Below are 16,081 nucleotides of genomic sequence, written 5' to 3'. Positions count from 1 at the left end.
TACTCCAGATCGTGGTCAGAGGCCGCCTCGTTTGCGCAGGGCGGCGACATCCAGCAGCGTGATCGTCCGGCCGTGGACGGCGATGAGCTTCCTCGACACGAGCGACTGCAGCGCCCGGTTGACCGCCGGTCGTGTCGCGCCGACCAGCGCGGCGAGGTCGGACTGCGTCAGCCCGGGCAGCTCGACCACCTCGCCGTGGTTCCCGTGCTTGTCGGCCAGCCGCAGCAGCAGCTTGGCCAGACGCCCGCCCAGGTCGAGGTAGGCGAGGTCGGCGGCCTGGCCGGTGAGTCTGCGCACCATGCGGCCGAGCAGGCGCAGGAACTCGTCGGCGAGGCCGGGGTGCTCGCGCATCAGCTCCAGCAGCCGGGCCCTGGGCAGCGCGAACACCCACGCGGGCCGCGCGGTGACGATCGAGGCCGAGCGCGGAGAGCCGTCGAGCAGCGCCATCTCGCCGAACGTGTCGCCGCGGCCCAGCATGTTCAGGACGATCTCGGCGCCGTGCTCGGTGGTGAACACCACCTTCACCAGCCCGTCCAGCAGCGTGAAGAGCGACTCGCCCGGGTCGCCCTGGTGAAAGATGATCTCTCCGGGCCGGTAGCGGCGCGACAGCCCGGCCCGCGCCGTGTCGCGGATGCCGTCCTCTCCCAGCACGCGGAACAGCGGGATCTCCGACAACACGGCGGCGACCCGCTCGACGTCGTGCGGCCCGCTGCGCGCGTTCATGCAAGAACTCTAGGCCGCATTCCCGCGCCGGGCAGCAGGGCGTAACCGATCTTTCAACTGTGACGAGTGCCACATCCGGACTGTCACGGACGAGACAGCCTTTTCCGATCACTCGTCGCACGGTGGGGGAGCCGGCCGGAGATGACCCCCCGAGTGTCCGGACCGGCAGGGAGAACGACATGCACCTGGACACCATCGAGCGCCCCGCACCCACGGACGTCGGGCGCTCTGACACCGCCGCCCTGGTGGCGGCCGCGCGCGACGGCGACGCCGGCGCGTGGGAACGGCTGGTCGAGGAGTTCAGCCCCATGCTGCGGGCCCGCATCCGCCGCTTCCGGCTCAGCCACGAGGACTCCCAGGACGTCCTGCAGACCACCTGGCTGCTGGCCTGGCAGAACCTGTCCAGCGTCACCGACGGCCAGCGCATGGCCGGCTGGCTGGCCACGATCGCCTTCCGCGAGTGCCTCAAGCTCACCAGGCGGACGAAGGAGATCTGCACACCCGACCTCGACTCGCTGGGCAGCACCGACGACGTCGACCGCGAGCTGGCCAGGATCTGGCTGGCCGGCACGCTGGCCGAGCTGGTCGAGGAGCTGCCGCAGGCGCAGCGGGTCCTGTTCAAGGCGCTCACGGAAACCTCCGAGCCCCACTACGTGGACGTGGCGCGCAGGCTGGGCAGGCCGGTCGGCAGCATCGGGCCCACCCGAGCCCGCTGTTTCGCGAAGCTGCGCGGGCTCCTCCAGGCCCGCGAGATCACCAGGGACTTCCTCGACTGACCTACGTCGCCGGCTGGTCAAGCGGGATCGCCTCCAGGAACGGCTCGAAGTCGAAGTGCGCCATCTCGTGCGCGTCCGGGTCCGTCTCGGACGGGTAGCGGTAGACCTTGCGCCGGCGCAGGCCCGTCCTGTCGAGCATGTCGCCGACCGCCTCGGGCACCAGCCCCCGCTCCATCTCCTGGGCCAGCCCGTCGGCGACCTCCTTGGCGAACGGCACCGTGTACAGGGCCCGGACCCGCTGGTAGACGCGGAAGTAGGCGACGATGAAGCGCATGCGCTCGGGGTAGGAGACCCAGTCGGCGACCCCGGCCGTGGACGCCTCCCGGTCCTCGGTGACGAACTCCTCGGCCAGCTTGCGCACCCGCTCGTCGCGGATGGGCGCCCACGCCTCGTCGATGTCCACGCCCGCGGGCGCGGTCAGCGGCCGGCCGACCCTGATGTCGCTGAGCGGCGTGCGCACGGCGAAGAAGTGGCGGGTGTAGAGGGACGACCACAGCGACTCCAGCGTGCGGGTCAGCCACGGCTGGTCGGCGTGGGCGGCGGTGTACAGGCGGATGCGCGGGAACGGCTTGCGCGTGACCAGGGAGCACAGCGACCGCCACGACACCCGGGTCAGCCACCGGACCGGCCGGTAGAGCACGAGCTCCAGCGACGCCTGAGCGCGGGCCTGCTCGTACGCCGACAGCGCGATGTTGGCGCCCAGCATCAGCTCGGCCCGCGCCTGCGGGTCGTCGGTCCCGGCCGCCTCGCGCGTGAACCGCACGGCGTCCTTCAGATAGCGGGGGTCGGCCGGCGACAGCAGGTCCGCCAGGAACTCCGGCGGCGCCGGCGTCAGGTCCGACTCGGGGCTGACCTTGAGGAAACGGTCGGGGGCGTCGTCCCACAGGGTGACGGCGAGGCTGGCGGTCTCCAGGAAGATCGCCCGGTTGGCCAGCGCCAGGCCGAGCTGGTAACTGGGCCCGAGCAGGGTGAGCAGCGCGGCCCGGAACAGCCGTCTGAAGCGCCTCGGCACCCCCAGCCGGCTGCCGAAACCGGCGATGAACGGGGAGCCGGCGCGCAGGTCGAGGCTCTCGCCGATGGCCTTGGAGGTCCAGGTGGCGTAGCAGTACCAGTTGTTCGTCTCCCTGCCCAGCCGCTCGGCGAGGTCGGCGGCCACGCGGTGGTAGCTGTAGGCGATGACCATCGCCTGGAGTGCCGCGCTCCGGTCCTGGTAGGCCGCGATGCGCAGAACGTCGTCCGCGGTGATCGGAGTGTCGGACATTCGGGTCTCCCGTGTGCAGGTCCCGCCCGGAGCGCTCACCGTGTCAGAGCGTCCCCGGAAGGGTCAGATACAGAAGCGTCGGATACAGAAGCGTCGGATACAGAAGCGTCGGATGACAGGAGGCGGCGTTTTCGGTCCCCGTGGCCGCCAGGACTGGAGCGTAGGAGGCGCGGCTTGCGACCCACTTGCAGTACTGTTGCGGCTTTCGCCTGAGCTGCCGCATGATGCGCATGTTGCCGCTGTACCGCCCCGGGCCTGGGGCCCGGGGCGGCGGTGGTCACTCCTTCACCGTTACCTTGCTGATCACCACGAATCCGCCGAGCGCCCCCGCGGTGCCCGCGGCCGTCGTCGTGGTGAGGTTGACCACCAGGTCATAGGTGCCCGGAACGAGCTGCCCGCGCATGGGGATGGAGGCCGTGTAGCGTCCCGAGCCGGGGGTGAACGTCAACTCCACAGGCGGCGACGGGTGCCGTGACTCGCCACCGCCCATCAGGTCCGCGACAACCTCCAACCGCCACCGGCCGGCCAGCCAGTCGACGAGGTCGCCGGTGACCTCCCAGCTCACGTCCACGGTCCAACCCTCGCCGCGGCGCACCACCTTCGTGGGTTGCGCACCGGGGTCGACAACCTGCCCATGGAGCACCCCGGCCAGCTGTTCGGCCGGCACTTTCACGAGGTGGAGCTCTCCGGTCGTCATTTCGGTCTCCTCTCGACGGGACAGGTCCCCGTGTGAAGGAGCAGAGCGACGACACCGGCCGTCAGATACGCGCCATTCCGTCGCGGCTACCGCAGCCGTACGACGTCGGGGCCGAGGTTGTGCACGTCTCCCACGCCCAGCAGCTGCAGAGTGCGGACCAGCTCGGCGCGCAGCAGCTCCAGCACCCGCCGCACGCCCGGCTCGCCGCCCGCCATGAGGCCGTACAGGTAGGCGCGGCCGACGAAGCACGCCCGCGCGCCCAGCGCCACCGCCGCCGCCACGTCGGCCCCGCTGCGCACGCCCCCGTCGAGGAACACCTGCGTACGGTCGCCCACCGCCTCCGCCACCCGCGGCAGCAGCTCCAGCGGCGTCACGGCGCGGTCGAGCTGGCGCCCGCCGTGGTTGGACACCACGATCCCGTCCACGCCGACGGCGGCCAGCTCCTCGGCGTCGTCCACCCGCTGCACGCCCTTGACCAGCAGCCGCCCGTTCCAGGCCGACCGGATCCACTCCAGGTCGCGCACGGTCACCGACGGGTCGAACATCACGTTGGTCAGGCCCGCGAGGTCGGGAGGGGCGTCGTCCACGGTGGCGAACCTGAGCGGCTCGCCGGTCAGGAAGTCGAACCACCACGCCGGGCGCCACACCGCCTGCAGCACGCTGCGCCAGCGCAGGGACGGCGGGATCGTCAGCCCGTGGCGCACGTCGCGCAGCCGCGCCCCGGCCACGGGCACGTCCACGGTCACCACCAGCACGTCCATGCCGGCGGCCGTGGCCTGGGCGAGGGTGTCCAGGGTGCGGGCGCGGTCGCGCACCACGTACAGCTGGAACCAGTTCCACCCGCCGGGCGCCGCGGCGGCCACGTCCGCGGCGGACGTGGTGCCCATCGTCGACAGCGTGTACGGCACCCCCGCCCGCTCGGCCGCCCGCGCCACCGCCCGCTCGCCCTCGCGGTGCATCATCCGGGTGAACCCGGTCGGACCGAGCACGACCGGCATCGCGATCCGCCGCCCCAGCACCTCGACCGCGGTGGGTGCTTCGGAGACGTCGCGCAGCACCCGGGGGCTGAACTCCACCCGGGAGAACGCCTCCCTGGCCCTGACCGTCGACAGCTCGCCCTCGGCCGCGCCGTCCACGTAGTCGAACACCATGCGCGGGGCGCGCCGTCGGGCCAGCAGCCGCAGGTCGGCGATGTCGGCCGCGGCGGCGATCCGGCTCGCCCGCGACCAGCGCGGCCACCCGGGCACGACGGCCCGCAGCTCCCGCCAGCGGGGCAGGCGCCGTGGCTCGCGTTCCAAGGTCCCGATGATCGGGACGTTATCAGCGCAGGCGTACGGTGAAAAGATGATCGACGACTGGGCGTCCCTGACGGGCGGCTCGCCGGCCGCGCTCGCCACCGGCGCGGAGCTGATCGCCCGCTGGTCGGAGCCGCACCGCCGCTACCACACCCTCGGCCACCTGGCCGCCGTCCTGGCGGCGCTGGACGGGCTGGCCGGAGAGGCACGGGACGAGACGGCCGTGCGCCTGGCGGCCTGGTTCCACGACGCGGTCTACGACGGCAGGCCCGGCTGGGACGAGGAGCGCAGCGCCCAGCTGGCCCAGGCCCGGCTCCCCAGGTGCGGCGTGCCGGCCGGGCGCGTCGCCGAGGTGGCCAGGCTGGTGCGCCTGACGGCCGCCCACGACCGGGTGGAGGCCGGCGACCGCGACGGCGCGGTGCTCTGCGACGCCGACCTGTCCGTCCTCGGCACCTCCGGCTACGACGCCTACGCCGCCGCCGTCAGACGGGAGTACGCGCACGTCACCGACGCGCTGTTCGCCGAGGGCCGCTCGCAGGTGCTGCGCCGCCTGCTGGCCACGCCCGTGTTGTTCCGCACCGAGCGGGCGCGCGAGCTGTGGGAGGAACGGGCCCGCGCCAACATGACGGCCGAGCTAACGGCGCTTGCGGCGGCGCAGCCCGGCGGCGACCAGACGCCGTAGCAGCTCGTACGAGCTGACCTCCTGCGCCCCCATGGCCACCGCCCGCGCGTGGACGGTCTCGGGCACGTCGTAGTGGTCGCGGTCGAACCCCCGCTCCGGCACCCCGAGCCGGGCGGCGAACTCGTGCAGCTCCTCCAGCGAGCTGTCGCTGACGAGATGCGACCACATCAGGCCGCGCGGCCCGGGCCACTGCGGCGGGTCGATGAGAACGGTCACGACGTCAAGGGTAGGACCCTGCCCCGCACGCCGAGATCGCCGAGGTCGGGCACGACGACGTGGGCGCCCCGCGCGCGCAGCTCGTCCGCCCGCTCGCCGTGACCGACGGCGACGACCAGCCCGAACCCGCCCCGCACGCCCGCCTCGACGCCGGGCAGCGCCGACTCCACCACCGCCACCCTGGCGGCGGGCAGGCCGAGCCGGTGCGCGGCCTCGGCGAAGAGGGCGGGGTCGGGCCGGCCGGGCAGGTTCAGCAGTGCGGCGTCGCCGCCGTCGACCGTCGCGTCGAACAGGTGCATGACCGCCGCCGAGGCGATCATCTTGCGGCCGTGCAGGCTGGCCGAGACCGCCGCCGTACGCGCGCCGCGCCGGCGCAGCTCGTGCAGCAGCGCCACCGCCGAGGGGAAGGCGGCCACGCCGTACTCGTCCACCTGCTCCATGAAGCAGCGGTCCTTGGCCAGGCCGAGCCCGTGCACGGTCGGCGCGCCCGGCTCGTCGTCGGCAGAGCCCTCGGGCACGGTGATGCCGCGCGCGGCCAGAAAAGTGCGGACGCCGTCGAGGCGCGGCCGGCCGTCCACGTGACGCAGGTAGTCGTCGCGGATGTCGAACGGCGCCGAGCGGCCGCGCAGGAACGCGTCGAAGACGTGCTTCCAGGCGGCCGCGTGCCCCCGGGCGGTGTCGGTGACCACGCCGTCGGTGCCGAAGACGACGGCGCCGATCGAGGTCAGATCGATGACGGGCTCGCTCACACAGCGAACGTAACCCGGCTACCAGGCGACGGGTAGTTCCTTGACGCCGTACACGATGGCGAGTTCCCTGAACGGCACCTCGCCCGCGACCCGCAGACCGGGGAAGCGGCGCAGCAGCGCAGGGAAGGCGATGCGCATCTCCATCTGCGCCAGCGGCGCGCCGATGCACCGGTGGATGCCGTGGCCGAACGCCAGGTGCGAGCCGGCCGTCTCGCGGCCCGGCCGCACCTGGTCCATGTCGTCGCCCAGGGCGGGGTCGCGGTTGGCGCCGGCGAGCGAGCACAGCACCATCTCGCCCTTCTTGATCGGCACCCCGTGCAGCTCCAGGTCGTCGCGGGCGAAGCGCGGGAAGGCGACCTGCACGACCGTCATGTACCGCAGCAGCTCCTCGACCACGTCGACGACGTAGCCGTCCACCTCGCGCACCTTCGCCGCCTGCTCCGGGTTGCGCAGCAGCCACAGGGTGCCGAGGGCGAGCATGCTCGTGCTGGTGTCGTGGCCGCCGGTCAGCAGGCCGTCGGCCATGCTGGCGAGCGTGCGGTCGTCGAGCTCGTCGCCGTGCTCGCGCAGCAGTTGCCCGAGCAGCCCGTCGCCCGGGTTGCGCCGCTCCCTGGCCACGAGGTCGGTCAGGTACGCCATGGCGTCGTTGATCGCCTGCAGCGACGCCTCCGGCCCGGCGGTGAAGTCGAAGCGGTCCTTGCTGAGCTTCTCGAAGTCGGCCCGCTCCGCGTACGGGACGCCGAGCAGCTCGCACACCACCAGTGACGGGATCGGCAGCGCGAACTCCTCCACCAGGTCCACCGGCACGCCCTCGGCGTGCTTGGTCTCCATCCGGTCCAGGCACTCCGCGACCAGGGCCTCGATGCGCGGCTCCAGCCTGCGCAGGCGCCGCATGGTGAACTCGGGCGTCAGGTACCGGCGCAGCCGGGTGTGCTCGGGCGGGTCGCGGAAGCCGAGCCCGCCCGGGTCCTCCTGGTTGGAGCCGAGCCCGATCACGCCGGCGAAGTCGTTGCTGAAGCGCTCGTGGTCGCCCAGCACGCCGCGTACGTCGTCCCAGCGGGTGACGAGATAGACGGTCTGGCCGCCGGGGATCTCCATCGGGAACACGGGGTGCTCCGCCTGGATGCGGCCGAGCTCGCCCACCGGGTCGAACTCGGCACGCATGAATTGAACGAGGGGGAACTCTTCTGTGTCTGCCATCGATATCCGTTCCTGCTGGGATACATCGCATGATGTCGGGATAAATCCCTCCATAGATGCTCCCATCAACGACCCTCGATGGCCCCCTCCGAAAGAACGAATTTACATGTCAGACCCCTATCGCCCGGAGGAAAGGGTCCGTACCACTTGCTGAGGGGGCGGCTCAGGAAGCGGGGCCGCGACGGGCATTCCGGGAGGGGCGGGCTTGGGCCGGCGCGGCTCGCGTACGCCGCCCTCGCCTTCGGGTGGATCGCCGGCAGGCAAGTCGCCGGGCCGGTGGGGCTCGCCGGGACCGAAGTCGCCGGGCCAGTGGGGCTCGCCGGGACCGAAGCCGGGGGGTAGAGCGGGGGCGCCGCTGGTAAGAGCACGGCGTCTGCGCGATCGCTTGCTCACGGTGACCTCCTCGCGTCCCATTGTGCGCCCGGACGGCCCCCTCGGGCCGGGCGGTAGCACGCCTGTCACCCCGCCGTCACCCCGCCGTCAGCCCGGCGGCCGACATCGTCGGCCGGAAAGCCTGAACAGCAGGGAAAGACGGGAGAAAAGGGGCGGCGGATGGCGTTTGGCGTACAAGATGGCGACGTTCTGCGATGATCTCGTCGCATAGAGCCGGAGTTCGAGCCTCACGGATAGTGACAGATGCCGACATTAGAGGAAATAACAGTCTTCGTCACCGAGAAGCCGCTCGCCACGGCCGTCATCGCGCTGCTGGGCCTGGCCGGGCTCGCCCTGGCGCTCCTGGCGCTGAGAGTCGTCTGGCGCGCCCTCTCGTGGCTGTTCACCAGGTACGTCGCCCCCCGCCCCATCGAGGACGTGCTCACCATCGTGGCCGCCTCCATCGCCACGGGCGTCTCCGCCCAGGGCATGTGGCGCTTCTCCGGTGACGTGCTGGGCCTCGACGGTCCGCTGCGGCTGCTGCTGTTCGCGTTCATCGAGGTCGCGATCATCACCTCCGCCGTGCGCGCCCGCCGCAACATGCGCGAGAACTTCTCCGCCGGCATCGACGGCATCGCCGTGTGGGCGCTGACCTGCCTGACCGCCGTGCTGTCCAGCATGGACGCGCGCAGCCTGCCCGAAGCCATCTTCCGGCTCGCCGCCCCGCTGGTCGCCGCCTGGCTGTGGGAGCGCGGCATGGCCATCGAACGCCACCGCATCCGCGGCACCGGCCGCATCAACTGGCGCCTGACCCCCGAGAGGCTGATGGTCAGGCTGGGCCTGGCCGAGGTCAGCGACCGCACGGCCAGCGAGGTCGACGCGCACCGCAGGCTCACCAGGGTCGCGCTGGCGGCCAAGCGGGCCAAGGCACTGCGCGAGAACGGCGCCTCCGAGCGCAAGCTGCGCCACGCGCTGGCCAAGCTCGACAAGGCGATGGACCAGGCCGTCGAGCACACCGGCCTGGCCGTCGACCCGGCCCGCCAGGAGGCGCTGCTGGCCCAGATCGCCGCCCTGTACAACACCTCCGCGCTCATCGACGCCGACCCGCGCGTGCCGTGGGAGCCCGAGCCCGACCACCACCCGGTGCCGGCCCGCCCGGCGCTGCCGCCGGCGCTGGCCGAGCTGGTCCGGGACGAGGACGAGGACGCCGTGGTGCTCGACACCACCCCGCAGGTCATCAGCACGGCCGAGCGGGCGGCGCTGATGCGGGCCGCGCGGGAGTACTGGGACCGCCAGATCGCCAAGGGCATCGTGCCGCGCACCGTCGACATCGCCCAGGAGATCGGCATCTCGCTGGCCACGGCGCGCGAGTATCGTGCCCTCTGGAAGCTGGAGCCGCAGGCACACGCCCTCATCGAGGCGCTGTACCACCAGCACGGCATCGTGGACACCGGCGCCTTCCCCGCCCTCGACGACGACGGGCGGGTGCTGAGCGGCAAGTCGTAGGGGAGCACGTTTGCGGGAGCGCACGCTCGAACGCGTCAGGAAACTGCTGGCCAAGGCCGAACGCACCGACAACGAGCACGAGCGGGCGGCGTTCATGGCGGCGGCCTCCACGCTGATGGCGAAGTACGGCATCGAGGCGCTGCCGCCCGAGGGCACCCGTCAGACGCCCGGCGACCGCGTCGTCACCCTCCCCGGGCCGTGGGCCAGGGAGAAGGCCCGCCTGGTCAGCCTGGTCGCCCAGGCCGTGCGCTGCCGCCCGCTGCTGCTCGGCCGGGGCGACGGCGGGCAGCGGGTGCACGTCTTCGGCTTCGCCGCCGACCTGGAGCGGGCCGAGCTGCTGGCCACGTCGCTGCTGCTGCAGATGGCCTCGGGGCTGGCCAGGGCGGATCTCCCGGAAGGCGTCACGGCCGTGCGGGCGTACCGCAGGTCGTGGCTGCTGGGGTTCACCGACGAGGTCTACCGCCTGCTGTGCGCCGCGGAGTCGCGCGCCGAAGCCGAGGCGGTGGCGGGGGCGGGGGCCGCCGGCACGGCGCTCGTGCTCGCCGACCGCCGCGCCGAGGTGGACCGCGCGGTGGCCGCCCGCTACCCGAAGATCCGCCTCAGCGTGCCGCGGACCAGCGGCACGGGCTACCGCGACGGCGTCGCGGCCGGTCGCAGGGCCGACCTCGGCCGCACGGGCATGCCCGCCGCCACCGCCCGTGAGCTCCATCGGTAAGCCCTTTCCGGAGATCCGTTTGGCGGAGCGGGAAGCGGGCATAAGCGCGCACACGGAACGTCAGTCCTGCCAGAGCGAGGCGGGTCACCGTGAACGCATCCGCACATGTCATCACCGCCGACCTCCTGCGCGATCTCGCCCGCGACCTGCTGACCGCCGCGCGCGTCCCGTCCGGCGCGGCGGAGGTCGTCGCAGGTTCGCTGGTCGAGGCCGACCTGGCCGGGCACGGCTCGCACGGCGTACGCCGGATCGTGCCGTACCTCGGTCAGATCGACGCCGGGATGATCCTGCCCGGCGCCGGTCCAGAGGTCGTCTCCCGTCGCGGCGCCACCGCCGTGGTGTCGGGGCGGCGCGGCTTCGGGCAACTGGCCGCCCGCCTGGCCGCCGCCGAGGCGGCCGCCCTCGCCGCCGCCCACGGCGTCGGCGTGGTCGCCATCCGGGAGTGCAACCACGTCGGCCGGCTCGGCGAGTACGCCGAGGCGCTGGCCCGCCAGGGCCTCATCGCCCAGATCGTCGGCAACGCCGACCCGACCGTGGCCCCGTACGGCGGGCACCGCAGGATGCTCGGCACCAACCCCATGGCCTGGGCCGTGCCGCGGGCCGGGGGCGCGGCCGTGGTCATGGACTGGGCCACCGCCGCGATGGCCGAGGGCAAGCTCGGCCTGCTGCGCGCGGCCGGCTCGCCGGCCCCGGAGGGCGTGGTCGTCGATCCGGAGGGCCGCCCGTCCACCGACCCGGCCGACTTCTACCGGGGCGGGGCGCTGCTGCCGTTCGGCGGCCACAAGGGGTACGGGCTCAGCGTGCTCATCGAGCTGGTCGGCGGCCTGCTCACCGGCACCGGCACCGCCTGCTCGCCTGAGTACGACGGCACCTTCGGCACGGTGGTCACCGCGGTGGACGTCACGGCGTTCGTCGACCTGGACGTCTACGTCGCCCAGGTCGAAGCCTTCTGCGAGGCCCTGCGCGCCTCCGGCCCCGGAGTCGTCGTCCCGGGGGAGCCCGAGGCCGGCACGCGCGCGGAGCGGCTGAAGGAGGGCATCCCGGTGCCCGCGCCGGTGTGGGCGGAGTTAACGGGTCTCGCCTCGCGGCTCGGCGTTCCCTGGCCTGACCCGCCCCCTGGAGGTTAGATGTCCGCCACGCCGCCCCCCACCTCCTCACCCGAGCTCAAGCGCGTCGTCACAGGAGCCCTCGTCGGCACCGCCCTGGAGTGGTACGACTTCTTCATCTACGGCACCGCCGCCGCCCTCGTCTTCAACCGCCTGTTCTTCACCGATTCCGACCCCGCCGCCGGCACGATCGCCGCCTTCGCCACGTTCGGCGTGGGCTTCGTGGTCCGGCCGTTCGGCGGCGTGCTCTTCGGCCACCTCGGCGACAAGATCGGCCGCCGTTCCACGCTGATCATCACCACGCTGATCATGGGCGTGTCCACGGGGCTGATCGGCCTGCTGCCCACCCATCCCGCGATCGGCGTGTGGGCGCCGATCCTGCTCACGTTCCTGCGCGTCTGCCAGGGCCTCGGCGCGGGCGCCGAGTTCGGCGGCGCGGCGACGCTGCTGGCCGAGCACGCCCCGCCCGGCCGGCGCGGCTACTACGCCTCCTTCGCCCAGACCGGCGTGCAGATCGGGCTGGTGCTCGGCACCTCGGCGTTCCTGCTCGTCCAGCTGCTGCCCGAGGAGGACTTCCTGGCGTGGGGCTGGCGGCTGCCGTTCCTGGTGAGCTTCGCGCTGATCGGCGTGGCCCTGTACGTACGGCTGCGCGTGGCCGAGTCGCCGGTGTTCCGCGAGATGGAGCGCACCCGCGAGATCGTCAGGGTGCCGATCAAGGACGCGCTGGCCCGCCACCCGCGCAACTTCCTCGTCGGCGTCGGCGCGCACATCAACGACACGGCCATCGTCTACACGCTGTCGACCTTCAGCGTCGCGTACGCCACCGCCGAGCTCGGCATGTCCAACCACGGCGCGCTGTTCGGCGTGATCCTCTTCGCGCTGACCGTCATCGTGCTGCAACCGATCTACGGCAACCTGTCGGACCGCGTCGGGCGGCGCCCGCTCAACCTGTTCAGCGTCGTGTTCGTCGCCGTCTTCGTCTACCCGTACTTCCTCATGGTCGGCACCGGGGTGCCGTGGCTGGTGTGGCTGGCCATGATGATCATGGGTGCGTTCGGGTTCGCCCCGCAGGTCGCCGTACAGCCGGTCTTCTACGCCGAGCTGTTCGGGGCCCGCGTGCGCTACACCGGCTTCGCCGCCTCGCGCGAGCTGGGCGCGGCGCTGGCCGGGTTCTCGCCGCTGATCGGCGCGGCGCTCGCGGCCCGGCTCGACGGGGCCCCGTGGCTGGTGGCGGCCTTCCTGATCGGGACGGCGGTCATCTCCTTCGCGGCCTTCTACGCCTCGCGCGAGACCAAGGACATCGACATCGCCGACATCGACCCGGTGCGCAAGCCCGTGGCGGAGGAGTGACGAGCATGGACCTCAACGGCACGGTCGCCGTGATCACCGGCGGCGGCACGGGCATCGGCGCGGCCGTCGCGGAGCGCCTGGCCAGGAAGGGCGCGGCGGCGGTGGTCGTCGGCTACTCGCGCTCGGCCGGCGAGGCGCAGGAGACGGTCGCGCGCCTGGAGAGCATGGGCTGCAAGGCCGAGGCGCTGGCCGCCGACGTGTCCGACGACGCCGCCGTACGCCGCATGGCCGAGCGGGTACGCGCCTCCCACGGCCGGGTGGACGTCCTGGTGTGCAACGCGGGCACGACCCGGTGGGTGCCGTTCCCCGACCTGGAGGGGCTCACCGACGACCTGTGGCGGCAGATCATGGGCGTCAACCTCATGGGCGCCTTCTACTGCGCCCGCGCCTTCGCCCCCGACCTGCGCGCGGCGCGCGGGGCCGTCGTCAACGTGGCCTCCGTCGCCGGGCTGCACCCGACCGGCTCCTCGATCGCCTACGGCGTCAGCAAGGCCGCGCTGCTCCAGCTCACCCGCGACCTCGCGGTGGCGCTGGCGCCTGAGGTCCGGGTGAACGCGGTCGCGCCCGGCATGGTGGCGACCCGCTGGCACATCGACCGGGTGGGGGAGCAGGTGTTCGCCGAGATGGCGACGAAGGAGGAGCTGAAGGCGCCGCTGCGCCGCACGGCCCGCCCCGAGCACGTCGCCCAGCTGGTCACCGCCCTGCTGGAGTCGGACATGGTGACCGGCGAGACCCTCGTCGGCGACGGCGGCCGCCACCTCACCTACTGACCGCCGCACGGCCGCCCCGGGTCAGCCCAGGGCGGCCGAGACGAGGGAGCGGGCCTCCTCCTGCACCTTGGCCAGGTGGTCGGGACCCTTGAAGGACTCGGCGTAGATCTTGTAGACGTCCTCGGTCCCGGACGGCCGGGCCGCGAACCAGGCACTCCGCGTCGCGACCTTCACGCCGCCCAGCGCGGCCCCGTTGCCCGGCGCCGACGTCTGCACCGCCGCGATCGGCTCCCCGGCCAGCGACGAGGCCGTCACCTGCTCGGCCGACAGCTTGCCCAGCACGGCCTTCTCCTCCCGCGTGGCGGGCGCGTCCACCCGCGCGTACGCGGGCTCCCCGAAACGCCCGGTCAGCTCCCGGTAGTGCTCGCTCGGCGACTTCCCGGTGACCGCCAGGATCTCGGAGGCCAGCAGCGCGAGGATGAGGCCGTCCTTGTCGGTCGACCACACCGACCCGTCGCGGCGCAGGAACGACGCCCCCGCGCTCTCCTCGCCGCCGAACCCCAGCGAGCCGTCCAGCAGCCCCGGCACGAACCACTTGAACCCCACCGGCACCTCGTACAGCCGCCGGCCCAGCGACTCGGCCACGCGGTCGATGATCCCGCTGCTCACCATGGTCTTGCCCACCCCGGCCCCCGACGGCCAGCCGTCGCGGTGGGCGTACAGGTAGGAGATGGCCACGGCGAGGTAGTGGTTGGGGTTCATCAGCCCACCGTCGGGCGTGACGATGCCGTGCCGGTCGGCGTCGGCGTCGTTGCCCGTCGAGACGTCGTACCTGTCGCGGTTGTCGATCAGCGAGGCCATCGCGTACGGCGACGAGCAGTCCATCCGGATCTTGCCGTCCCAGTCGAGCGTCATGAACCGCCACGTCGGGTCCACCAGCGGGTTGACCACGGTCAGGTCGAGCCGGTGCCGCTCGGCGATCTCGCCCCAGTAGGCCACGCTCGCCCCGCCCAGCGGGTCGGCGCCGATGCGCACCCCGGCCGCCCTGACGGCGTCGAGGTCGAGCACGGACGGCAGGTCGTCCACGTACGTGCCCAGGAAGTCGTAGCGCCCGGCCCGGTCGAGGGCCGTGGTGCAGGGGACCCGGCGCACACCTTTCAGCCCGTCCTGCAGCAGCCGGTTGGCGCGGTCCTGGATCCAGGAGGTCGCGTCGGTGCCGGCGGGGCCGCCGTGCGGCGGGTTGTACTTGAACCCGCCGTCGGACGGCGGGTTGTGCGACGGGGTGATGACGACGCCGTCGGCGAGCCCGGACGTGCGGTCGCGGTTGTGCCGCAGGATGGCGTGGGAGACGGCGGGCGTCGGCGTGTAGCCGTCGCGCGTGTCGATGAGGATGTCGACCTCGTTGGCGGCCAGCACCTCCAGCGCCGACACGCGGGCCGGCTCCGACAGCGCGTGGGTGTCGATGCCGAGGAAGAGCGGCCCGTCGGTGCCCTGCGCGCGCCGGTATTCGCAGATCGCCTGCGTCGTGGCCAGGATGTGCTCCTCGTTGAACGCCGTCTTCAGCGACGATCCGCGATGCCCCGACGTGCCGAACGCCACCCGCTGCCCCACCTCGCCGGGGTCGGGACGCAGGGCGTAGTAGGACGTCACCAGCCTGGCGACGTCGACCAGGTCCGAAGGCCGGGCGGGCTGTCCCGCGCGTTCGTGCGTCATGCAGCCCACTTTACAAATCGGCCGCGCCGCGCCGGGGGACCGCCCGGCCGGGCGGATACGAGATACATTCGCCTCAGTCACCAGAACGGAGTTCTGTTCTATGCGCTACGGATATCTCCTCGCCGAACCCCAGGGGGACGACCCCATCGGCGCCCTCCGCGACCAGATCGCCCGCGCGGCGGACGACGGCTTCACCTCGGCCTGGCTGTCCAACATCTTCGGCCTCGACGCCATCACCGCCCTGGCCGCGGCGGGCGCGCAGGCCCCGCCGATCGAGCTGGGCACCGCCGTGGTGCCGACCTACCCGCGCCACCCGGCCGTGCTCGCCCAGCAGGCCATGACCGCCAACGCCGCGCTCGGCGGCCGGCTCACCCTCGGCATCGGGCTGTCGCACAAGGTCGTCATCGAGAACATGTTCGGCTACAGCTTCGAGCGCCCCGGCCGGCACATGAAGGAGTACCTCGACATCCTCGTCCCCGCCTCGAAGGGCGAACAGGTCTCCTACGAGGGCGAGACGCTCAAGGCCAACGTACGGCTCACCACCCCCGGCGCGGGCGTCCCCGTGCTGGTGGCCGCGCTCGGGCCGCGCATGCTCAAGCTGGCCGGCACCGTGGCGGCCGGCACCATCCTGTGGATGACCGGGCCGAAGACGGTGGCCGAGCACATCGCCCCGACCATCAGGGCCGCCGCCGCCGAGGCCGGCCGCGAGGAGCCGCGCATCGTCTGCGCGCTGCCCATCTGCGTCACCGACGACCCCGCCGGCGCCGTCGCCCGCGCCAACGAGATCTTCTCGATGTACGGCCGCCTGCCGTCCTACCGCGCGATGCTCGACCGGGAGGGCGCGGCCGGGCCCGGCGACGTGGCGATCGTGGGCGACGAGGACACCGTGCTGGCCAAGCTCGAGGAGCTCAGGCAGGCCGGCGTGACCGACTTCGTGGCCTCCCCGTTCGCCAACCGGGAACGCACCCGTACCCTCCTGATCGGCGCGGCGAAGGGCTGATCAGGGCAGG

General features: G+C 72.8%; 16 protein-coding genes. 8 read left to right on the top strand and 8 right to left on the bottom strand.

Going from position 1 to position 16,081, the window contains the following annotated elements; all coding sequences use genetic code 11:
• Nucleotides 1-15: 15 nt before the first annotated feature.
• Nucleotides 16-723: a Crp/Fnr family transcriptional regulator gene (locus ACIBP6_RS24320; RefSeq protein WP_397055593.1), complete on the bottom strand. Its 708-nt coding sequence runs from the start codon at nucleotides 721-723 to the stop codon at nucleotides 16-18.
• Between the two features lie 179 nt (nucleotides 724-902).
• Between ACIBP6_RS24320 and ACIBP6_RS24315 the strand changes: the two genes are divergently transcribed.
• Nucleotides 903-1,499, top strand: a complete 597-nt coding sequence (locus ACIBP6_RS24315) for an RNA polymerase sigma factor (RefSeq protein ID WP_132620412.1) — start codon at nucleotides 903-905, stop codon at nucleotides 1,497-1,499.
• 1 nt (nucleotide 1,500) lies between these two features.
• Here ACIBP6_RS24315 and ACIBP6_RS24310 read toward each other — a convergent pair whose 3' ends face one another.
• The 3 genes from ACIBP6_RS24310 to ACIBP6_RS24300 all read right to left on the bottom strand — a co-directional run bounded on the left by ACIBP6_RS24310 (nucleotide 1,501) and on the right by ACIBP6_RS24300 (nucleotide 4,755).
• On the bottom strand, nucleotides 1,501-2,760 hold the full coding sequence (locus ACIBP6_RS24310) for a hypothetical protein (RefSeq protein ID WP_397055591.1): 1,260 nt from the start codon (nucleotides 2,758-2,760) through the stop codon (nucleotides 1,501-1,503).
• 277 nt (nucleotides 2,761-3,037) lie between these two features.
• Nucleotides 3,038-3,457 carry a hypothetical protein gene (locus ACIBP6_RS24305; protein WP_397055589.1) on the bottom strand — a complete coding sequence of 140 codons (420 nt, stop codon included), beginning with the start codon at nucleotides 3,455-3,457 and terminating at the stop codon, nucleotides 3,038-3,040.
• Nucleotides 3,458-3,543: 86 nt separating this feature from the next.
• Complete coding sequence (locus tag ACIBP6_RS24300; protein WP_397055587.1) at nucleotides 3,544-4,755, bottom strand: alpha-hydroxy acid oxidase; 1,212 nt, start codon at nucleotides 4,753-4,755, stop codon at nucleotides 3,544-3,546.
• Between the two features lie 46 nt (nucleotides 4,756-4,801).
• On the opposite strand from ACIBP6_RS24300, the gene ACIBP6_RS24295 reads away from it, so the two are divergent.
• Nucleotides 4,802-5,434, top strand: coding sequence for a metal-dependent phosphohydrolase (locus ACIBP6_RS24295; protein ID WP_397055585.1), 633 nt, complete (start codon nucleotides 4,802-4,804; stop codon nucleotides 5,432-5,434).
• Here ACIBP6_RS24295 and ACIBP6_RS24290 read toward each other — a convergent pair.
• Genes ACIBP6_RS24290 through ACIBP6_RS24280 form a run of 3 tightly spaced genes read right to left on the bottom strand, consistent with a single transcriptional unit; the run spans nucleotide 5,387 to nucleotide 7,599 of the window.
• The gene (locus ACIBP6_RS24290; RefSeq protein ID WP_397055583.1) at nucleotides 5,387-5,650 is read right to left on the bottom strand and encodes a DUF4031 domain-containing protein; all 264 of its coding nucleotides are present in this window, start codon (nucleotides 5,648-5,650) and stop codon (nucleotides 5,387-5,389) included. The genes ACIBP6_RS24295 and ACIBP6_RS24290 overlap by 48 nt on opposite strands.
• Nucleotides 5,647-6,399 (bottom strand): HAD family hydrolase, encoded by a 753-nt coding sequence (locus ACIBP6_RS24285; RefSeq protein WP_397055581.1) that lies wholly within the window; start codon nucleotides 6,397-6,399, stop codon nucleotides 5,647-5,649. Before ACIBP6_RS24285 ends, ACIBP6_RS24290 begins: the two co-directional genes overlap by 4 nt.
• A gap of 18 nt (nucleotides 6,400-6,417) precedes the next feature.
• On the bottom strand, nucleotides 6,418-7,599 hold the full coding sequence (locus ACIBP6_RS24280) for a cytochrome P450 (RefSeq protein WP_397055579.1): 1,182 nt from the start codon (nucleotides 7,597-7,599) through the stop codon (nucleotides 6,418-6,420).
• Between the two features lie 636 nt (nucleotides 7,600-8,235).
• Between ACIBP6_RS24280 and ACIBP6_RS24275 the strand changes: the two genes are divergently transcribed.
• The 5 genes from ACIBP6_RS24275 to ACIBP6_RS24255 all read left to right on the top strand — a co-directional run bounded on the left by ACIBP6_RS24275 (nucleotide 8,236) and on the right by ACIBP6_RS24255 (nucleotide 13,418).
• Nucleotides 8,236-9,477: a hypothetical protein gene (locus ACIBP6_RS24275; RefSeq protein ID WP_397055577.1), complete on the top strand. Its 1,242-nt coding sequence runs from the start codon at nucleotides 8,236-8,238 to the stop codon at nucleotides 9,475-9,477.
• Nucleotides 9,478-9,487: 10 nt separating this feature from the next.
• Entirely contained in the window at nucleotides 9,488-10,192 is a 705-nt protein-coding gene (locus ACIBP6_RS24270; protein WP_397055575.1) for a DUF2786 domain-containing protein, read from the top strand.
• An 89-nt stretch (nucleotides 10,193-10,281) separates the two neighbouring features.
• The gene (locus ACIBP6_RS24265) at nucleotides 10,282-11,319 is read left to right on the top strand and encodes an Ldh family oxidoreductase (RefSeq protein ID WP_397055573.1); all 1,038 of its coding nucleotides are present in this window, start codon (nucleotides 10,282-10,284) and stop codon (nucleotides 11,317-11,319) included.
• Entirely contained in the window at nucleotides 11,320-12,648 is a 1,329-nt protein-coding gene (locus ACIBP6_RS24260; RefSeq protein WP_132617338.1) for an MFS transporter, read from the top strand. It abuts the gene before it with no gap.
• A gap of 5 nt (nucleotides 12,649-12,653) precedes the next feature.
• The gene (locus tag ACIBP6_RS24255) at nucleotides 12,654-13,418 is read left to right on the top strand and encodes an SDR family NAD(P)-dependent oxidoreductase (RefSeq protein WP_397055571.1); all 765 of its coding nucleotides are present in this window, start codon (nucleotides 12,654-12,656) and stop codon (nucleotides 13,416-13,418) included.
• Between the two features lie 21 nt (nucleotides 13,419-13,439).
• Here ACIBP6_RS24255 and pgm read toward each other — a convergent pair whose 3' ends face one another.
• On the bottom strand, nucleotides 13,440-15,071 hold the full coding sequence (pgm, locus tag ACIBP6_RS24250; protein WP_397055569.1) for a phosphoglucomutase (alpha-D-glucose-1,6-bisphosphate-dependent): 1,632 nt from the start codon (nucleotides 15,069-15,071) through the stop codon (nucleotides 13,440-13,442).
• A gap of 100 nt (nucleotides 15,072-15,171) precedes the next feature.
• Between pgm and ACIBP6_RS24245 the strand changes: the two genes are divergently transcribed.
• The gene (locus ACIBP6_RS24245) at nucleotides 15,172-16,071 is read left to right on the top strand and encodes a TIGR03564 family F420-dependent LLM class oxidoreductase (RefSeq protein ID WP_397055567.1); all 900 of its coding nucleotides are present in this window, start codon (nucleotides 15,172-15,174) and stop codon (nucleotides 16,069-16,071) included.
• Nucleotides 16,072-16,081 lie beyond the last annotated feature (10 nt).

It is taken from the genome of Nonomuraea terrae, assembly GCF_044465245.1.
Lineage (GTDB): Bacteria > Actinomycetota > Actinomycetes > Streptosporangiales > Streptosporangiaceae > Nonomuraea > Nonomuraea terrae.
The sequence above is the reverse complement of the archived record's forward strand: the minus strand, read 5'-3'. Positions and strand labels throughout refer to the sequence as shown.